The organism is Pusillimonas caeni (assembly GCF_003545815.1).
GTDB classification, from domain to species: Bacteria; Pseudomonadota; Gammaproteobacteria; order Burkholderiales; family Burkholderiaceae_B; genus Pusillimonas; species Pusillimonas caeni.
The window spans coordinates 192,989-208,168 of sequence record NZ_PDUW01000002.1 but is presented as its reverse complement, the minus strand read 5'-3'; the positions used below and the strand labels follow the sequence as shown (position 1 = coordinate 208,168).

The window sequence follows — 15,180 nt, the reverse complement described above, 5'->3', positions numbered from 1 at the left end:
GTGTTCTTCTTACCGCATTGGCAATCCCGCGCCCTTGAAGTTCGCCTTCTTGAGCAGCGAGTCGTACTGGTGAGACATCATGTAAGCTTGCGCTTGGGCCATGAAATCCATAGCCACCACTACAATAATTAACAAAGAGGTGCCACCAAAATAGAACGGCACGTTCCAGCGCATCTGCATGAACTCGGGCAACAGGCACACCAGCGTGATGTAGATGGCCCCGGCCAGCGTCAGGCGCATGAGAATCTTGTCGATGTAGCGCGAAGTTTGCTCGCCCGGACGGATGCCCGGAATGAAAGCGCCGCTCTTCTTCAGGTTGTCTGCGGTTTCACGGCTGTTGAACACCAGGGCCGTATAGAAGAAGCAGAAGAAAATGATCAGGGCCGAAAACAGCGTGACGTACAGCGGCTGATGCGGCGCCAGCGCGGCGGCCAGGTCACCCAGCCAGCGCATGTTGGGATTGCTGGAGAACCAGCTGGTCACCGTGGCGGGCAGCAAAATGATGGACGACGCGAAAATGGGCGGAATCACACCGGACATGTTCAGCTTGAGCGGCAGGTGCGAGCTTTGACCGCCATAGATCTTGTTGCCCACCTGGCGCTTGGCGTAGTTGACGGTGATGCGCCGCTGGCCGCGTTCGACGAACACGACGAAGTAGGTTACCGCCACCACCAGCACCAGGATGAACAGCGCCGACAGAATCGACATGGCATCGGTGCGCACCAGATCGAGCATGCCTGTCAATGCACTGGGCAGGCCCGCCACGATACCGGCGAAGATGATGATGGAAATGCCATTTCCGATGCCGCGCTCGGTGATCTGCTCGCCCAGCCACATGACGAACATGGTGCCGGTGACCAGCGAAACGATGGTCGTGAAGCGGAACAGCATGCCAGGGTCGATGACCAGCCCGGGCTGCGATTCGAGCGCAACGGAAATGCCCACCGCCTGGATCAGCGCCAGGAACACCGTGCCGTAGCGCGTGTACTGGGTGATCTTGCGACGGCCCGATTCGCCTTCTTTCTTGATGGCTTCGAGGGTAGGCACCACGACAGCCATGAGCTGCATGATGATGGCTGCCGAAATATACGGCATGATGCCCAGGGCGAACACCGAAAAGCGCGAGAGAGCGCCGCCCGAGAACATGTTGAACAAGCCTAGGATGCCGCCCTGGTTCTGCTGGAACATCTCGGCCAGCGCGTCCGGGTTGATGCCCGGCACGGGAATGTGCGTGCCAAGACGATAAACCACCAGGGCGAGCACCAGGAAGACAAGACGGCGCTTGAGGTCGCCGTACTTTGCCCCCGTCTTACTCTGTGCCTGAGCTTTAGCCACCCGCTACCCCTTAAGCCAGCGAACCGCCGGCAGCTTCGATTGCGGCGCGCGCACCGGCGGTGGCGCCCAGCCCCTTGAGCGAGACCTTGCGGGTCAGCTCGCCGGACTTGATGACCTTGGCGTAGCGCACGCTCTGGCCGATGACGCCGGCCTGCTTCAGGACCTGGACGTCGATTTCGTCGACGGGCAGGGCCTGAAGGTCGGACAGGCGCACTTCGGCACGCAGCTCCTGCGTGCGCGAGGTGAAGCCGCGCTTGGGCAGACGGCGATACAGCGGCATCTGGCCGCCTTCGAAGCCGACCTTGTGGAAGCCGCCGGAACGCGACTTCTGGCCCTTGTGGCCGCGACCCGCGGTCTTGCCGAGGCCGGAACCGATTCCACGGCCGACGCGGCGCTTGGGGTGCTTGCTGCCGGGGGCCGGCTGCAGTGTATTCAGTAGAGTTTCAGACATCCCGATTCCTTTCAGGCTTCCGAGACGGTGACGAGGTAATCCACTTTACGGATCATCCCACGCACCTCGGGCGTATCGACCAGCACGCGGCTGCTGTTCAGACCCCGCAGGCCCAGGCCGCGAACGGTGTCGCGATGGGATTGCTTGGTGCCGATGACAGAGCGCACGAGCGTTACTTTGATTTGCTTCTGTGTCGTCATGACTTACCCCAGAATATCTTCGACCGACTTGCCGCGCTTGGCTGCGACGTCGGCGGGCGTGGAGCAGGCCCGCAGACCGTTCAGCGTGGCGCGGACCATGTTGTACGGGTTGCTGGAACCGAGGCTCTTCGCCACGACGTTGCGCACGCCCATGACTTCGAAGATGGCGCGCATCGGGCCGCCGGCAATGACGCCGGTACCTTCGGCCGCGGGCGAGATCAGGACGGTGGATGCACCGTGCTTGCCCACTACCGTGTGATGCAGCGTGCCGTTCTTCAAAGGCACTTTGTACAGGCCGCGCCGAGCTTGTTCCATGGCTTTCTGGACTGCAACCGGCACTTCGCGGGCCTTGCCCTTGCCCATGCCGATGCGGCCGTCGCCATCACCCACCACGGTCAGCGCAGCAAAGCTCATGGTGCGACCACCCTTGACCACTTTGCTGACGCGGTTGACCGCGATCATTTTTTCACGCATGCCGTCGTCGTTCTCTTTCTCGGCGTGCTTACCTTGTGCTTTAGCCATTTGATAATCCTTCTTAGAACTTCAGACCGGCTTCACGCGCGGCATCGGCCAACGCCTTGACGCGGCCATGGTAACGGAAGCCCGAGCGGTCGAAGGCGACCTGCTCGATACCGGCAGCCTTGGCTTTTTCGGCCACGCGCTTGCCCACCAGGCCCGCCGCAGCGACGTTGCCGCCGTTGCTGTTCTGGCTTGCCAGCTCTTTGCGAACTTCGGGCTCGAGCGTCGAAGCGCTGACGAGCACACGATCGCCTTCCGGCGAGATGATGTTCGCGTAAATGTGCAGGTTCGAGCGGAATACCGACAGGCGATGTACGCGCAACTCGGTGATTTTCCGGCGGGTCGATACCGCACGACGCAAACGGGAGATTTTCTTGTCCATGATTCGTCCTTGCCTGCGCGCTTATTTCTTCTTGGTTTCTTTCATGATCACACGCTCGTCGGCATAGCGCACGCCCTTGCCCTTGTAGGGCTCGGGGCGGCGGTAGGCGCGGATCTCCGCAGCCACCTGACCAACGGCCTGCTTGTCGGAGCCCTTGACCACGACTTCGGTCGGGGTGGGGCATTCGATCTTGATGCCCTCGGGCATCTCGTGCAGGATGTCATGCGAGAAACCGAGTTGCAGTTTCAGCGCGTTGCCTTGCACCTGGGCGCGGAAACCCACGCCGACCAGGGTCAATTTACGCTCGAAGCCCTTGCTGACGCCGGTAACCATATTGTTGACCAGCGCGCGCAGCGTGCCCGACATGGCATGCGCATGGCGGGAATCGTTGGCGACGGCAAACGTCAGTTGATCGTTCTCGAGCTTGATGTCGACGTCGCCCGTGAGCGGCTGGGTCAATGTGCCCAGAGGGCCCTTGACGACGAGCTGATTGGCTTCGATCTTGGTTTCCACCCCTTTGGGCAGCGCGACCGGGTATTTTGCTATACGTGACATATGAATCTCCTTATGCAACGTAGCACAACACTTCGCCGCCCACGCCGGTGGCGCGTGCCTTGCGATCGGTCATCACGCCACGAGGCGTGGAAACGATGGCCACGCCTAGGCCGTTCATGACCTGAGGGATGGCCGTGCGGCCCTTGTAGATACGCAGGCCGGGGCGCGAGACGCGTTCGATGCGCTCGATGACCGGACGGCCGGCGTAGTACTTGAGGGTGATCTCGAGGACCGGCTTGGCCGAGTCGCCGACGACCTGGAAACTATCGATGTAGCCTTCGTCCTTCAGCACGGTAGCAATAGCTACCTTCAGCTTGGAGGAGGGCATGCTGACCGACGTCTTGTTGACTTGCTGCGCGTTGCGCACGCGGGTCAACATGTCGGCGATGGGATCGCTCATGCTCATGTGTATTTCTCCTACCAGCTAGCTTTGGTCATGCCCGGGACTTCGCCGCGCAGCGCCATTTCGCGCAGCTTGTGACGAGTCAAACCGAACTTGCTGTAAACGCCACGCGGACGACCGGTGACCGCGCAGCGGTTGCGCTGGCGGGTCGGATTGGCGTTGCGAGGCAGTTGCTGCAGTTGCAGGCGAGCCTGGTAGCGCTCTTCGTCGGACTTGGACTGATCGTTGATGATTGCTTTCAATGCGGCGCGCTTGGCGGCGTATTTGTCTGCCAGCTTGGCGCGCTTGATGTCGCGATTGATGAGGGAAAGTTTAGCCACGTCATCGCCCCTTAATTGCGGAACGGGAAGCTGAAGGCCGTCAACAGCGCCTTGGCTTCTTCGTCGGTCTTGGCGGTGGTGGTGATGCTGATGTTCAGACCACGAACCGCGTCGATCTTGTCGTATTCGATTTCAGGGAAAATGATTTGCTCTTTAACCCCGACGTTGTAGTTGCCGCGACCATCGAACGCACGACCCGACACACCGCGGAAGTCGCGAACGCGCGGCAGCGCGACGGCGATCAGGCGGTCGAGGAATTCGTACATACGGCGGCCACGCAAGGTGACCATGCAACCGATGGGATAGTCTTCGCGGATCTTGAACCCGGCGATGGACTTGCGCGTCTTGGTGACCACGGGCTTCTGGCCGGCGATCTTGGTCAGGTCGGACACAGCGTGCTCGATGACCTTTTTGTCGGCCACGGCTTCGGACACGCCCATGTTGAGCGTGATCTTGCTGATGCGCGGCACTTCCATGACACTTTTGTAGCCGAACTGCGACTGCAGGTCGGCCATGACCTTGTTACGGTAGAACTCTTGTAAACGAGCCATCTTGTTCGCCCCTTAAGCCTTAGCGCCAACGACTGCGCCGCTGGAACGAAATACACGAACTTTGCGGCCGTCGACTTCTTTGATCCCCACGCGATCGGCCTTGCCGGTCTCGGGATTGAAGATCGCCACATTGGAGATGTGGATAGGCATGGTCTTGTCAACGATGCCGCCCTGCGAGCCGGCCATCGGGTTAGCCTTGACATGCTTCTTGACGACGTTGATGCCTTCGACCAGCACGTGGTCGGCGTCGACGCGCTGCAGCACGGTGCCGCGGCGGGTTTTGTCGCGACCGGTCAGCACGATGACCTCGTCGCCTTTACGGATTTTTTCCATGGTGGCTCCTTACAGCACTTCCGGAGCCAGCGACACGATCTTCATGAACTTTTCCGTACGCAGTTCGCGCGTGACGGGTCCGAAGATGCGGGTACCGATGGGTTCCAGTTTAGCGTTGAGCAAAACGGCGGCATTGCCGCCAAACTTAATCAACGAGCCGTCTTTGCGGCGCACGCCCTTGGCGGTGCGAACCACCACAGCGTTGTAAATTTCGCCTTTCTTGACGCGTCCGCGCGGAGCCGCATCCTTGACGCTAACTTTGATCACGTCGCCGATCGCGGCATAACGGCGCTTCGAGCCGCCCAGCACCTTGATGCACATAACGGAACGTGCACCCGTGTTGTCGGCCACGTCCAGCGTGGTCTGCATTTGTATCATGATTTTTCCTGTTCCAACTTAGCCAAGCTTTTTACCGAGGCCCCGCCCCGGAACAATGCCCAACCAGTTTTGGTCCCGTCAGGCCCAAGGCCAACCGCCTAAAAGTTGCTTTCAATGTGCAATTTCAAGCCTGCCGACCCCAAACCCTGGGTTGAAATCTTGCGTGTGTTTACTGCGTATTTACTGCTTTCGCTGCTTTTTTGCTGCGTACTTACCAGCGGCGGCCATACAGCAATCGGGGGTTGGCGGGTTTACAACTTAACGCCTCCGGCCCAACCTGTATGGCTTACAGCACCCATTAAAGGTCGCTACGCTCTTGCCAGCAAGTCGTCTATCTTAACGTCGATATATAAAGTTTGCAAGTCCTATATCGCAATATGTTGGCAAAAAGTGGATGAAGGGATCTCGTTATGTATTTATATATATAACGCTCGGGCTGGCGGGACAGCGACAGCCCGCCCTGGACCCACCACATTTAGCTAATAATATAAACGTCGAACGTTCTACCAAGGAATCCAATGCTCAAGTCTTCGTGGGTCATCAAAGAAGGCAGAATGGCCTCGCTGCGCAACGACGGACTCAGTCCTATCGATGATGCCGCTTCCCAGCCTCGCGAAAAGCGTCCCGGCCGGCCCACCGTCGATCGCGACATTCGCAGCCAAATCATCGATGTCGCCGAAACTCTGTTCGCCGAGCATGGCTATGCGCTCACCTCCACCCGGGACATCGCAGCCCAGGCCGGCGTTCGCCAATCGATGATCTCATATTACTTTAAGACTAAGCGACGTCTTTTCGAATCGGTGATCAAGCATCGCGCCATGGCGCTGTCCCAGCAGCGCATGCGCAATCTCGAAACGCTGCTGAAGAAGCACGATGGCTTGCCGCCCCTTGCGCAGTTGGTGCGGGCTTTTCTGCTGCCCCAGTTCAGCTTGCTGCATAGCGGCCCGCGCGGCATCGCTTATGTCCGGCTCCAGGCTCGCCTGCACAATGAGCCCGAAGAATTGTCCGGCCAGCTACGCCGTGAAATCTACGATGAGTCGGTCTCCCATTACCTTGAAGTGCTGGAGAAGGTCTTGCCGGATGTCGACCCGGCTGACATTCACTGGCGCATGATGTTCATGGTGGGCGTATGCCTGTACACCTTCTCGGGCCTGGGATATCTCGAACACTTCTCACGTGGCCGCTACCGCGAGGACAGCCTCGACGAAATGATCGCCAGGCTCAGCAATTTCCTGGTGCACGGCCTGCAGGCTCCTTCTACTCCCATGTAGTTCGCTCTAGGGAAAATACCGATCACAAAACCACTTCTTATGTGTCAAAGTGGCTTTTCGGTCAGCTGAACAATTTCTTTCGAAGCGCAAAAAGAACACACCGGAGCGATATAGCGATGAGGTTGCAGTTCGCATTTTTTTTGTGCTTTAAATTGGTCGTTCGACCGTTTTATTGATCGGCGTTCGTCCGATTTCCAAGAGAACGAGGAGACACACATGAAGAACAACAGTTTTCTGTCGCTATGGCTGGGGGCGGCCTTGCTAAGCGCCGCGGGCGTCGCCACAGCCGATGACGCCTCAAGCAGCTGGCAATTTCCCGTAAAAGAAAGAGCCCCCGCTTTCTCGACCGATGGAGTCTGGAAAGAAGCTCTTTATCAGCCGCTGCCCAAGTCGGAAGTCAGCAAAAAGTGGCGCCTGTGCGTGCTGTTTCCGCACACCAAAGACCCTTACTACCTGTCCATGACCTACGGCGCAGTCAAAGAAGCCGAAGCCAAGGGCGCCGCTCTCAACGTATTCGCCGCCGGCGGCTATACCGAGCTGCCCACGCAAATCTCCCAGATGGAAGACTGCATCAGTTCCGGCGCCGACGGCATCGCCATGGTCGCCATTTCTGCCACCGGCCTGAACCGCACGATCGCCAAGGCGGCCGACCAAGGCGTGCCGGTCGCCATCACCGGCGGCGACGTCACCTCGGATCGCGTTGCGGCCAGGGCCCAGGGCAACTGGTTCGACGCGGGCAGGCTGGTGGGCGAGTATCTGAAGCAACAGCATCCGCCAGGCAGCAAAGACATCAAGGTCATATGGCTTGGCGGACCCGAAGCGCCGCGCTGGTCGAAAGACTCGGCCGACGGCTTCGTCGCAACTGTCAAAGACGCCGCCAACATCGAAGTACTGAAGGTGATCTGGGGCGAGCCCAGCAAAGCGGCGCAGATTCCGCTCATCGAAGACGCACTGCTGGCTTATCCCGATGTCGACTACATCGCCGGAATCGCCCCCGGCATTGCTGCCGGCATACAGGTGCTCAAAGAAAAGAACCGCGGCGACATTTCTTTGATTTCCTCATACACCACTCCTGAAACAGAAGCCGGACTGCGCGACGGCACCGTAAAAGCCATCGCTTCGGACTACACCGCCGCCCAGGCTCGCGCCGCCATCGACCAACTCGTCCGCATCCTCGAGAAGAAACCGGTCATGCTCGACGTAGACACCGGCTTCACCATGATCGATCAGGAAACCGTCAAAACCTACGACCGCGACCTTTCGCTGGCGCCCGAGGGCTGGTCCCCCTACTTCGAGGTCAAATGAGGCAGGCAGCTCAATGAACGCGACGCCCAGCATACTCGCAGGCGCCTTGCTACCGGCCGAAGCCGCGTGCTTCGAGCCGGGCGAGAGCGCTCCAGCCACGCATGCGCTGCTTCAGGTACGCAACGTCAGCCGTCAATTCCCGGGGGTGCAAGCCCTGACCGACATGAGCCTGGATGTGCACGCAGGCGAAGTGCATGTTCTGTTCGGCGAAAACGGCGCCGGCAAATCCACCTTGATGAACATCATCTGCGGGGCGCTTGCTCCGTCATCGGGACAGCTTCTCATAGATGGCAAGTCGGCGGTGTTTCGCTCGGTCCAAGAGGCGCGCAAAGCCGGCGTGTCGGTGGTGCACCAAGAATTCAGCCTGGCTCCCGACCTGACCGTCGAAGAAAATCTCTTCCTGGCCAATGAGTTCTGCAGCTGGGCCGGTCTGCTCAAAAAGCAGGCCATGCACGAATTGGCCAAGGCGCACTTCCAGCGCCTCGGCTTCAATATTTCCGTGCGGGCCCGGGTAAGCGGCTTGTCACGCGCCGAATGCCAAATGGTTGAAATCGCCAAGGCGGCGCTGAGCAATCCGCGCATTCTGATACTGGACGAGCCCACCGCCTCGTTAACCGAGGTCGAGACGGGCCAGCTTTTCACACTGATCCGTGCCCTGAAAAGCCAAGGCGTGGGCATCATCTATATTTCTCATCGCATCAGCGAAATCCAGGCGATCGGCGACCGGGTCACCGTCATGCGCGACGGCCGCTTCATCAAGACGGTGCGGGCGGCCAATACCGACAAGACCCAGCTGGTCGAACTCATGACGGGGCGCAGCTTCGGAGGCTTTTATCCGCACATCCGGTTTCAGCCCGGCGAGCCCGTACTCGAGGTATCGGGTCTGGAAACGTCAAAGGGTCTGGTCAAGCACGCCTCGATTACCGTACGAAGCGGCGAAATCGTCGGGCTTGCCGGTCTGGTCGGCTGCGGCAAGTCCGAGATTGGCCGGGCGTGCTTCGGCATCGAGCCCAAAATCGCCGGATCGATACGAGTAGATGGGGTCGAACAACAAAAAAGCGCACCCGGCCGCTTCATCGAATCGGGTGTTGCCTACGTCACAAACGATCGAATCCACGAGGGCATGCTGCTGACGCGCAATGTGCGTGAAAACCTTTCGCTGGCTTCGCTGGCCTTGCCCGCCTTGCGCAAAAAAGGCCTGTTGGCGCGCAAGGCCGAAAAGCGTGAATCCTTCGCCATGGCCCGTCGCATGTCCCTCATGCCGCTCGACATCGAACGAGCGGCGCGCAGCTTTTCGGGCGGCAATATGCAAAAGGCGCTATTGGGCCGTTTCCTGGCCCGGCGCCCACGCCTGCTGATTCTGGATGAGCCCACCGTCGGTATCGACGTCAATGCAAAAGCCGAGATCTATGCTGTCCTTGAACAGCTGGTGGGCGAAGGGATGGCCGTGCTGCTCATCAGCTCCGATCTGCCCGAAGTGCTCAGCCTGTCCAACCGCGTCTATGTCGTGCGCGAGGGTGCAATCGTGGACGAACTCGTAAACGAACGCAAGAACGAAGAAGAGGCCCTCTCGGGCTTTTTTGTGAAGGAATAAAAAATGAACGTCATGTCCGCCGATATCGACGGCACGCCCAAAGCCCGAAGACTCGACTGGCAGCAACTCGGCTCCTCCATCGGAATGATGCCGTTCCTGCTGCTGGGCCTGATCCTGCTTTTCGGCGTCCTCGAACCGCGCTTCGTCTCCGAAGCGAATTTATTCAATCTTACGCGTCAGTCGACCTATCTCGTCATCATCTGCGTCGCGCAGTTTCTGGTGCTGATCACCGGCGGCATCGACCTTTCAGTCGGCAGCAATGTAGCACTGGTAAGCGTGGTCACCGCAACTATCATGAAGTACATGTTGGGCATAGATCCGCATGCCGTCCACACGGCGGTAGCCGTCGCCGTGGGTTGCGGCATTCTTACCGGTGCCCTGGTGGGGTTATTCAATGGAATCGGCGTCTCGGTGCTGCGGGTCACGCCTTTCGTCATGACCCTTGGAACCTTGTCCATGGCCTCGGGACTGGCCCTTTACATTTCGGGCGGCTACAGCATTTCGGGCCTTCCTGAACAATTCGGCAATTCCCTGGCCTATGACTCTCTATTCGGCGTTCCCGTACCGACCTTGTATGCGGCATTGATCGTGGCATTCGCATACTTGCTGCTCAATTGGACCCGCTCCGGACGCTATCTCTACGCCATCGGAAGCAACCAGAAGGCCGCCAGGCTTTCCGGCGTGCGTACGTCCCTGCAGCAAGTGGCGGTGTATGTCATGGCCGGCACCATCGTCGGCATCGGCGGGGTGCTGCTTACCGCCCGCACCGAAAGCGGCGAAGCCACATTGGGCGGAACCGAACTCATCCTGAACTCGATCGCAGCGTGCCTGATCGCCGGCGTATCGTTGACCGGAGGGCGCGGCCTGTTGCGCAACGTCGTGCTGGGCGCCATCTTTATTACCGCGCTTTCGAACGGCATGAACCTGCTCAGGGTCAACAGCTATCTGCAAACCATCATCATCGGCGCCGTGCTCATCATAGCCATTGCCGTCGACCAATTACGCGGCAACGAACGCCGCCACTAGAACCACGAAACCATTAGTGCATCAAACCAAAGGAGTCCATTAATGAGCACTGCGGAAAACAACGCTTCCTTCCCGAGCCCGTTCGAGCTGCCGACCCCTGAGGGGGCCAAAGGCTGGGAAGAGCTGTACCCTTATTACTGCCTGATCAGCCCCGAACGGAAGGAACTGGAAGAATCCAAGTTCTGGTTCTTTGACGGCATGCACAACCCGGAGCCGCTGTACCCCTTCGATACGATCATGACCGAAAACTGGTGGGTCGCGCTCAGCCAGATGACCAATCGCGTCTGGGCCTTCCCCCCTGCCATCGGCGTAGACCAGCGAGTGGTCAATGGCTATCTGTATGTCAGTCCCAACGTCTGTGACGATCCCGTCAAGGTAGCCGAGCGCCAGGAGTATTTCACTCGCCGGGCCGGGCATTACTACGAAAACTGGGACGAAATATTCGAAAACTGGAAGGTCAAGGCAAAAGACTGCATCGACCGACTCAAGCAGATCGAATTCACTCCGCTTCCCGAATACGAAAAAGAAGAATACGTCATGGGCCATCGGGGCCTGTATTCCAGCCACGATCTGCTGTGCAAATACAACCGGCTCATTGAAAACATGCTGGAGATGGGTTCGTACCACTTCGAGATGCTCAACCTGGGTTATGGCGCTTATCTTACTTTCCGCGAATACTGCCAAAGCGTGTTCCCCGGCATCGCCGACCAGACCGTCACCGATATGGTCAGCGGCATCGACATCATGCTGTTCCGCCCCGACGACGAACTACGCCGCCTGGCCAAGCTGGCCGTCGAGCTCAAGGTCGACAAAGCCATCAGCGACAACGCCAGTCCCGAGAAAGCCATCGAGCAGCTTCAGAAAAGCGTCGACGGCCGCAAATGGGTCGAGTCGCTCAATGCCTCGAAAGATCCGTGGTTCTGGTATTCGACCGGCGTGGGATACACGCATTCCGATCCCGTCTGGATGACCGACATGCGCCTGCCCTTTACGGCTATGCGCGGCTACATAGACGCCGTGCGGCGGGGCGAGAACGTCGATCGCCCTCTTGACGAAATCCTGGAAAAGCGGGCGCGCGTCACAGCCGAATACCGCGAGTTGCTGCCCACCGACGAAGATCGCGAAGCTTTCGATGGCCTCGTCAACCTTGCCCGCAAGGTTTTCCCCTTCGTCGAAGACCACAACTTCTATGTAGAGCACTGGCATCACTCCATCTTCTGGGCCAAGGTGCGCGAACTGGGCGACCTCTTCGTTGCCAGCGGCTTCTTCAACGACCGCGAGGACATCTTCTATCTCCACCGCCATGAAGTCAGCGACGCCCTGTACGACCTGCTGATCGGCTGGGCCACAGGTACGCAACCGCGCGGCGAAGTGTACTGGAAACCCATTGTCGAGCGCCGCCGCCGGCTGCGCGACGCGCTCGCCAAGTGGTCGCCCCCTCCGGCCCTGGGCAAACCGCCAACCGCCATCACCGAGCCGCTGACCATCATGCTCTTTGGCATTACGCAGGAAACCGTCGAGGAATGGCTCAGCGTCGGCCAGGACTCGTCCAACATCCTGAAGGGCGTGGCCGCTTCGCCGGGCAAGGTCAAAGGCCGCGCACGGGTCATCAACGATCCGCAACAACTGTACGAGGTTCAAAAAGGAGAAATCCTCATCTGCCGCATTACCGCGCCGAGCTGGGCGCCGGTGTTTCCCATGATCAGCGCCGCGGTCTCAGATGTAGGAGGCATGATGGCCCACACCGCCATCATCTCGCGCGAATACGGCCTGCCCGCGGTGGTGGGCACCGGATTCGCATCCAAAACGTTCAAAACAGGCGATCTGATCGAAGTGGATGGCAACTTCGGCACTGTTACACGCCTAGAGGAGGCAGTTTGATGTCTGATGCAACACCCAACATCTTGTGGCTGGATGACCCCCAGGCCAACAGCAACCCCTGCCTGGGGGGCAAGTTTTCCAGTCTGGCCACATCGATCGCCGCAGGTTACGCCGTGCCGCCCGGGTTCGGCATAACCACTCACGCGTTCCGGTCATTCGTCAAGGCGGCCGGCCTTGACGACGAGATCCGGCGCGTGCGCAAGATCGCCACCGAGATCGAGCCCGCCAAGCTCAAGGGCGAAACCAGCGGGCTCATCGAACGCATCATGAACGCACCCATGCCGGACGAATTGCGCAATGACATCAGCCGCGCATACAGCAAGCTCGAAGAGCGCACCGGCGTCATCGACGTGCCGGTGGCGGTGCGCTCCAGCGGCGAATCCGAAGACCTGGCCGGCGCCAGTTTTGCCGGCCAGTACGAAACCTTTCTATGGATATCCGATATCGAGCATGTCCTGCGCTATACCCGCGAATGCTGGGCGGGCATGTTCAGCGACACCGTCCTGACCTACCGTCACGACGATCAACAGGTCGCCGCCCTGTCGGATTTCGCCATATGCGTGGGCATACAACAGATGGTGCAAGCACGCTCGGCCGGGGTCATGTTTACGCTGGACCCCATTACCGGCGACCGCTCCAAGATCGTCATCGAGTCATGCTGGGGGCTGGGCGAAGGCGTCGTCAAGGGCGACGTAACACCCACCCAGTTCAAAGTGGACAAAGTCACTTTGCAGGTACTCAAACGCTCGCCTCATACCCAGACGCACGAGTATCGCTTCGACGCCGAGACCGGCGAAGTCGGCTTCTGCGAAGTCGAAGCCGATCGCCAGGATGCAATCTGCCTGCCGGATGAAACCGTGATCGAACTCGCCAAGTTTGCCAAGCAGGTCGAAAAAGACCGCGGTGCTCCGCAGGATATCGAGTGGGCGGTAGACGATGCCTTGCGAATGCAGGTACTGCAAGTCAGGCCTGAAACCGTGTGGAGCAGCAAGCCCGTCCAACCCATCACACGCGTCAAGTCGCCGGTCGATTACGTACTCAAGCGCATGACCGGAGGGCAAAGCCTGGTCGAATCCGGCAGGAAATAGTCCCCATGAAGGCTCCCGATTTCATTTATCACCGGCCTTCCTCGGTGGAGGAAGCCATCAGGCTGTTAAGCGAGTATGAAGGCAACGCCCGCATATTGTCGGGTGGCCAAAGCCTGATCCCCATGCTGAACATGCGTTTGTGGCGTCCTTCGGCATTGATCGACATCAACCGCATTCCGGGGCTGGACGATATCGAAAGCCACGGTAAAGACACCGTTCTGGGCGCCAGGGTACGCTACGACACCATCGAGCATTCCGATGTCATCGCTCAACGCCTGCCCTTGCTGGCTGAAATGATTCGCCACGTGGGCGACCGCCAGGTACGGCATCGCGGCACCCTAGGCGGCAGCCTGGTGCAAGGAGATCCTACCGGCGAAATGCCCCTGGCGGCCCTGACATTGGGCGCCACCGTACACGCCGTCAGCGTGCGCGGCGAAAGGCGGATTCCCATGGGGTCCTTTTACGAGGGCTCTTACGCCACGGTGCTCGAGCCCGACGAAATGCTCGTTGGCGTCCATTATCCGCAGCATCCTCCGTTCTATGCGTTCCGCGAGGTAAACCGCCGCCATAACGATTTCGCTGTCGTGTCCGTGGCTGTAGTCGGCTCGGTCGACGACTCGGGCAACTGGGAGGGCGTCCGCATCGGCCTGGGCGGTGTCAACGACACCCCCATGCTGGCAAGCCATGCCGCGGCCCGGCTCAATGGTACCCGCCTTACCGATGACGACATTGCCGACGCGGCGCGGCTGGCAGCCGAGCAGGCCGACCCGCCCACCGATATCCGCGCGTCGGGACCGTATCGCCAGCATCTGCTGCAAGTGTATGTGCGCAAAACACTGGCCGACATCCGGGAAGAATCACTCGGCGCCTTCCTCAGGGCCCCCGTCAACTAAGTTTCGCATGAGAGTCGTACATGAAATACAAACAGGAGTTCACCGTTGATGAAGCCATCCAGCCCGTCTGGGACTTCTTCCAGCGAGCCGACGAAGTCGCCAAGTGCATGCCTGGCATCGACGACATCCAGGTCATCGACCCCGATCAGCTCTCTGTACGCATGACTCAGAAGGTCGGCCCTATTTCGGCCAGCTTCGACACCAGCGTTCGCATCACTAAACGCACTCCGCCAAAAGTCATTCAGTTCACACTGATAGGCAAGGCGGTACGCGGCGCGGTGGGCAACTTTCGCGCTACTAACACCGTTACGCTGAACGATAACGCCGGCTCGACCCACGTCACGGTCGAAGGCGATGCGGCTCTGGCCGGAGCACTGGGCAGCGTAGGCCAGCGCATCATCGCCAAGCAGGCCGAAAAGCTCACCGCGCAGTTTGCCGCCAACCTATCGTCGGTTCTTGTCGGCGGCTCGCCGACCGCACCTGACGGCTCCGAAACGCCGGTCGCCACGCTTGCTCCGAGCCGCGCCGGCAGAGCGGCTTCGGCACGCGCGGCGGCCGAAGCCGCCGCGACAAACCAATCTCTTGTGGCTCGGCAGCAAACGGACGACCCCTGGAATAAAGTCGCCGCCTCTTTCAGCGTGGCCACTTTCATCGTTTCGCTTTTCGTTCTGTACCACGTCATCGCTCAAGGTTAG

The 15,180-nt window shown here is 59.6% G+C and carries 19 protein-coding genes; 8 read left to right on the top strand and 11 right to left on the bottom strand.

What is annotated here, in order from left to right:
• Positions 1 to 9: 9 nt before the first annotated feature.
• From secY to rplN, 11 genes are read right to left on the bottom strand one after another with little or no spacing between them, the layout of a single operon-like run.
• Complete coding sequence (gene secY, locus CSC67_RS04675) at positions 10 to 1,335, bottom strand: preprotein translocase subunit SecY (protein WP_118993366.1); 1,326 nt, start codon at positions 1,333 to 1,335, stop codon at positions 10 to 12.
• A 10-nt stretch (positions 1,336 to 1,345) separates the two neighbouring features.
• Positions 1,346 to 1,786 (bottom strand): 50S ribosomal protein L15, encoded by a 441-nt coding sequence (gene rplO, locus CSC67_RS04670; RefSeq protein ID WP_118993365.1) that lies wholly within the window; start codon positions 1,784 to 1,786, stop codon positions 1,346 to 1,348.
• A gap of 11 nt (positions 1,787 to 1,797) precedes the next feature.
• Positions 1,798 to 1,986, bottom strand: a complete 189-nt coding sequence (gene rpmD / locus CSC67_RS04665) for a 50S ribosomal protein L30 (protein ID WP_017524017.1) — start codon at positions 1,984 to 1,986, stop codon at positions 1,798 to 1,800.
• Positions 1,987 to 1,989: 3 nt separating this feature from the next.
• Positions 1,990 to 2,508 carry a 30S ribosomal protein S5 gene (gene rpsE / locus CSC67_RS04660; RefSeq protein ID WP_017524016.1) on the bottom strand — a complete coding sequence of 173 codons (519 nt, stop codon included), beginning with the start codon at positions 2,506 to 2,508 and terminating at the stop codon, positions 1,990 to 1,992.
• 13 nt (positions 2,509 to 2,521) lie between these two features.
• On the bottom strand, positions 2,522 to 2,887 hold the full coding sequence (gene rplR, locus CSC67_RS04655) for a 50S ribosomal protein L18 (protein ID WP_118993364.1): 366 nt from the start codon (positions 2,885 to 2,887) through the stop codon (positions 2,522 to 2,524).
• 21 nt (positions 2,888 to 2,908) lie between these two features.
• On the bottom strand, positions 2,909 to 3,442 hold the full coding sequence (gene rplF, locus CSC67_RS04650) for a 50S ribosomal protein L6 (protein WP_118993363.1): 534 nt from the start codon (positions 3,440 to 3,442) through the stop codon (positions 2,909 to 2,911).
• A gap of 10 nt (positions 3,443 to 3,452) precedes the next feature.
• A complete protein-coding gene (gene rpsH / locus CSC67_RS04645; RefSeq protein ID WP_118993362.1) occupies positions 3,453 to 3,848 on the bottom strand; it encodes a 30S ribosomal protein S8 in 396 nt (131 codons plus the stop codon).
• Positions 3,849 to 3,859: 11 nt separating this feature from the next.
• Positions 3,860 to 4,165 (bottom strand): 30S ribosomal protein S14, encoded by a 306-nt coding sequence (rpsN, locus tag CSC67_RS04640; protein WP_118993361.1) that lies wholly within the window; start codon positions 4,163 to 4,165, stop codon positions 3,860 to 3,862.
• An 11-nt stretch (positions 4,166 to 4,176) separates the two neighbouring features.
• Positions 4,177 to 4,716 (bottom strand): 50S ribosomal protein L5, encoded by a 540-nt coding sequence (gene rplE, locus CSC67_RS04635; protein ID WP_118993360.1) that lies wholly within the window; start codon positions 4,714 to 4,716, stop codon positions 4,177 to 4,179.
• Between the two features lie 12 nt (positions 4,717 to 4,728).
• Complete coding sequence (gene rplX, locus CSC67_RS04630; RefSeq protein WP_118993359.1) at positions 4,729 to 5,049, bottom strand: 50S ribosomal protein L24; 321 nt, start codon at positions 5,047 to 5,049, stop codon at positions 4,729 to 4,731.
• 9 nt (positions 5,050 to 5,058) lie between these two features.
• Positions 5,059 to 5,427, bottom strand: a complete 369-nt coding sequence (gene rplN / locus CSC67_RS04625; RefSeq protein WP_017524009.1) for a 50S ribosomal protein L14 — start codon at positions 5,425 to 5,427, stop codon at positions 5,059 to 5,061.
• 518 nt (positions 5,428 to 5,945) lie between these two features.
• Here rplN and CSC67_RS04620 point away from each other — a divergent pair.
• From CSC67_RS04620 to CSC67_RS04585, 8 genes are all read left to right on the top strand, one after another.
• Positions 5,946 to 6,698: a TetR/AcrR family transcriptional regulator gene (locus CSC67_RS04620; protein ID WP_118993358.1), complete on the top strand. Its 753-nt coding sequence runs from the start codon at positions 5,946 to 5,948 to the stop codon at positions 6,696 to 6,698.
• 216 nt (positions 6,699 to 6,914) lie between these two features.
• Positions 6,915 to 8,003, top strand: coding sequence for a TMAO reductase system periplasmic protein TorT (gene torT / locus CSC67_RS04615; protein WP_118993357.1), 1,089 nt, complete (start codon positions 6,915 to 6,917; stop codon positions 8,001 to 8,003).
• Positions 8,004 to 8,016: 13 nt separating this feature from the next.
• Positions 8,017 to 9,597, top strand: coding sequence for a sugar ABC transporter ATP-binding protein (locus CSC67_RS04610; protein WP_245220123.1), 1,581 nt, complete (start codon positions 8,017 to 8,019; stop codon positions 9,595 to 9,597).
• 3 nt (positions 9,598 to 9,600) lie between these two features.
• On the top strand, positions 9,601 to 10,623 hold the full coding sequence (locus CSC67_RS04605; RefSeq protein WP_118993356.1) for an ABC transporter permease: 1,023 nt from the start codon (positions 9,601 to 9,603) through the stop codon (positions 10,621 to 10,623).
• A 42-nt stretch (positions 10,624 to 10,665) separates the two neighbouring features.
• Entirely contained in the window at positions 10,666 to 12,504 is a 1,839-nt protein-coding gene (locus tag CSC67_RS04600; RefSeq protein WP_118993355.1) for a PEP-utilizing enzyme, read from the top strand.
• The gene (locus CSC67_RS04595; RefSeq protein ID WP_118993354.1) at positions 12,504 to 13,592 is read left to right on the top strand and encodes a PEP/pyruvate-binding domain-containing protein; all 1,089 of its coding nucleotides are present in this window, start codon (positions 12,504 to 12,506) and stop codon (positions 13,590 to 13,592) included. Before CSC67_RS04600 ends, CSC67_RS04595 begins: the two co-directional genes overlap by 1 nt.
• Before the next feature lie 5 nt (positions 13,593 to 13,597).
• Entirely contained in the window at positions 13,598 to 14,485 is an 888-nt protein-coding gene (locus tag CSC67_RS04590; protein WP_118993353.1) for an FAD binding domain-containing protein, read from the top strand.
• 20 nt (positions 14,486 to 14,505) lie between these two features.
• A complete protein-coding gene (locus CSC67_RS04585; protein WP_118993352.1) occupies positions 14,506 to 15,180 on the top strand; it encodes an SRPBCC family protein in 675 nt (224 codons plus the stop codon).

Bases quoted from the DNA above. Each gene is read 5' to 3' on its own strand.
- rplO (WP_118993365.1), bottom strand. From the start codon at position 1,786: ATGTCTGAAACTCTACTGAATACACTGCAGCCGGCCCCCGGCAGCAAG.
- rpmD (WP_017524017.1), bottom strand. From the start codon at position 1,986: ATGACGACACAGAAGCAAATCAAAGTAACGCTCGTGCGCTCTGTCATC.
- rpsE (WP_017524016.1), bottom strand. From the start codon at position 2,508: ATGGCTAAAGCACAAGGTAAGCACGCCGAGAAAGAGAACGACGACGGC.
- rplR (WP_118993364.1), bottom strand. From the start codon at position 2,887: ATGGACAAGAAAATCTCCCGTTTGCGTCGTGCGGTATCGACCCGCCGG.
- rplF (WP_118993363.1), bottom strand. From the start codon at position 3,442: ATGTCACGTATAGCAAAATACCCGGTCGCGCTGCCCAAAGGGGTGGAA.
- rpsH (WP_118993362.1), bottom strand. From the start codon at position 3,848: ATGAGCATGAGCGATCCCATCGCCGACATGTTGACCCGCGTGCGCAAC.
- rplE (WP_118993360.1), bottom strand. From the start codon at position 4,716: ATGGCTCGTTTACAAGAGTTCTACCGTAACAAGGTCATGGCCGACCTG.
- rplX (WP_118993359.1), bottom strand. From the start codon at position 5,049: ATGGAAAAAATCCGTAAAGGCGACGAGGTCATCGTGCTGACCGGTCGC.
- rplN (WP_017524009.1), bottom strand. From the start codon at position 5,427: ATGATACAAATGCAGACCACGCTGGACGTGGCCGACAACACGGGTGCA.
- CSC67_RS04620 (WP_118993358.1), top strand. From the start codon at position 5,946: ATGCTCAAGTCTTCGTGGGTCATCAAAGAAGGCAGAATGGCCTCGCTG.
- torT (WP_118993357.1), top strand. From the start codon at position 6,915: ATGAAGAACAACAGTTTTCTGTCGCTATGGCTGGGGGCGGCCTTGCTA.
- CSC67_RS04610 (WP_245220123.1), top strand. From the start codon at position 8,017: ATGAACGCGACGCCCAGCATACTCGCAGGCGCCTTGCTACCGGCCGAA.
- CSC67_RS04605 (WP_118993356.1), top strand. From the start codon at position 9,601: ATGAACGTCATGTCCGCCGATATCGACGGCACGCCCAAAGCCCGAAGA.
- CSC67_RS04600 (WP_118993355.1), top strand. From the start codon at position 10,666: ATGAGCACTGCGGAAAACAACGCTTCCTTCCCGAGCCCGTTCGAGCTG.
- CSC67_RS04595 (WP_118993354.1), top strand. From the start codon at position 12,504: ATGTCTGATGCAACACCCAACATCTTGTGGCTGGATGACCCCCAGGCC.
- CSC67_RS04590 (WP_118993353.1), top strand. From the start codon at position 13,598: ATGAAGGCTCCCGATTTCATTTATCACCGGCCTTCCTCGGTGGAGGAA.
- CSC67_RS04585 (WP_118993352.1), top strand. From the start codon at position 14,506: ATGAAATACAAACAGGAGTTCACCGTTGATGAAGCCATCCAGCCCGTC.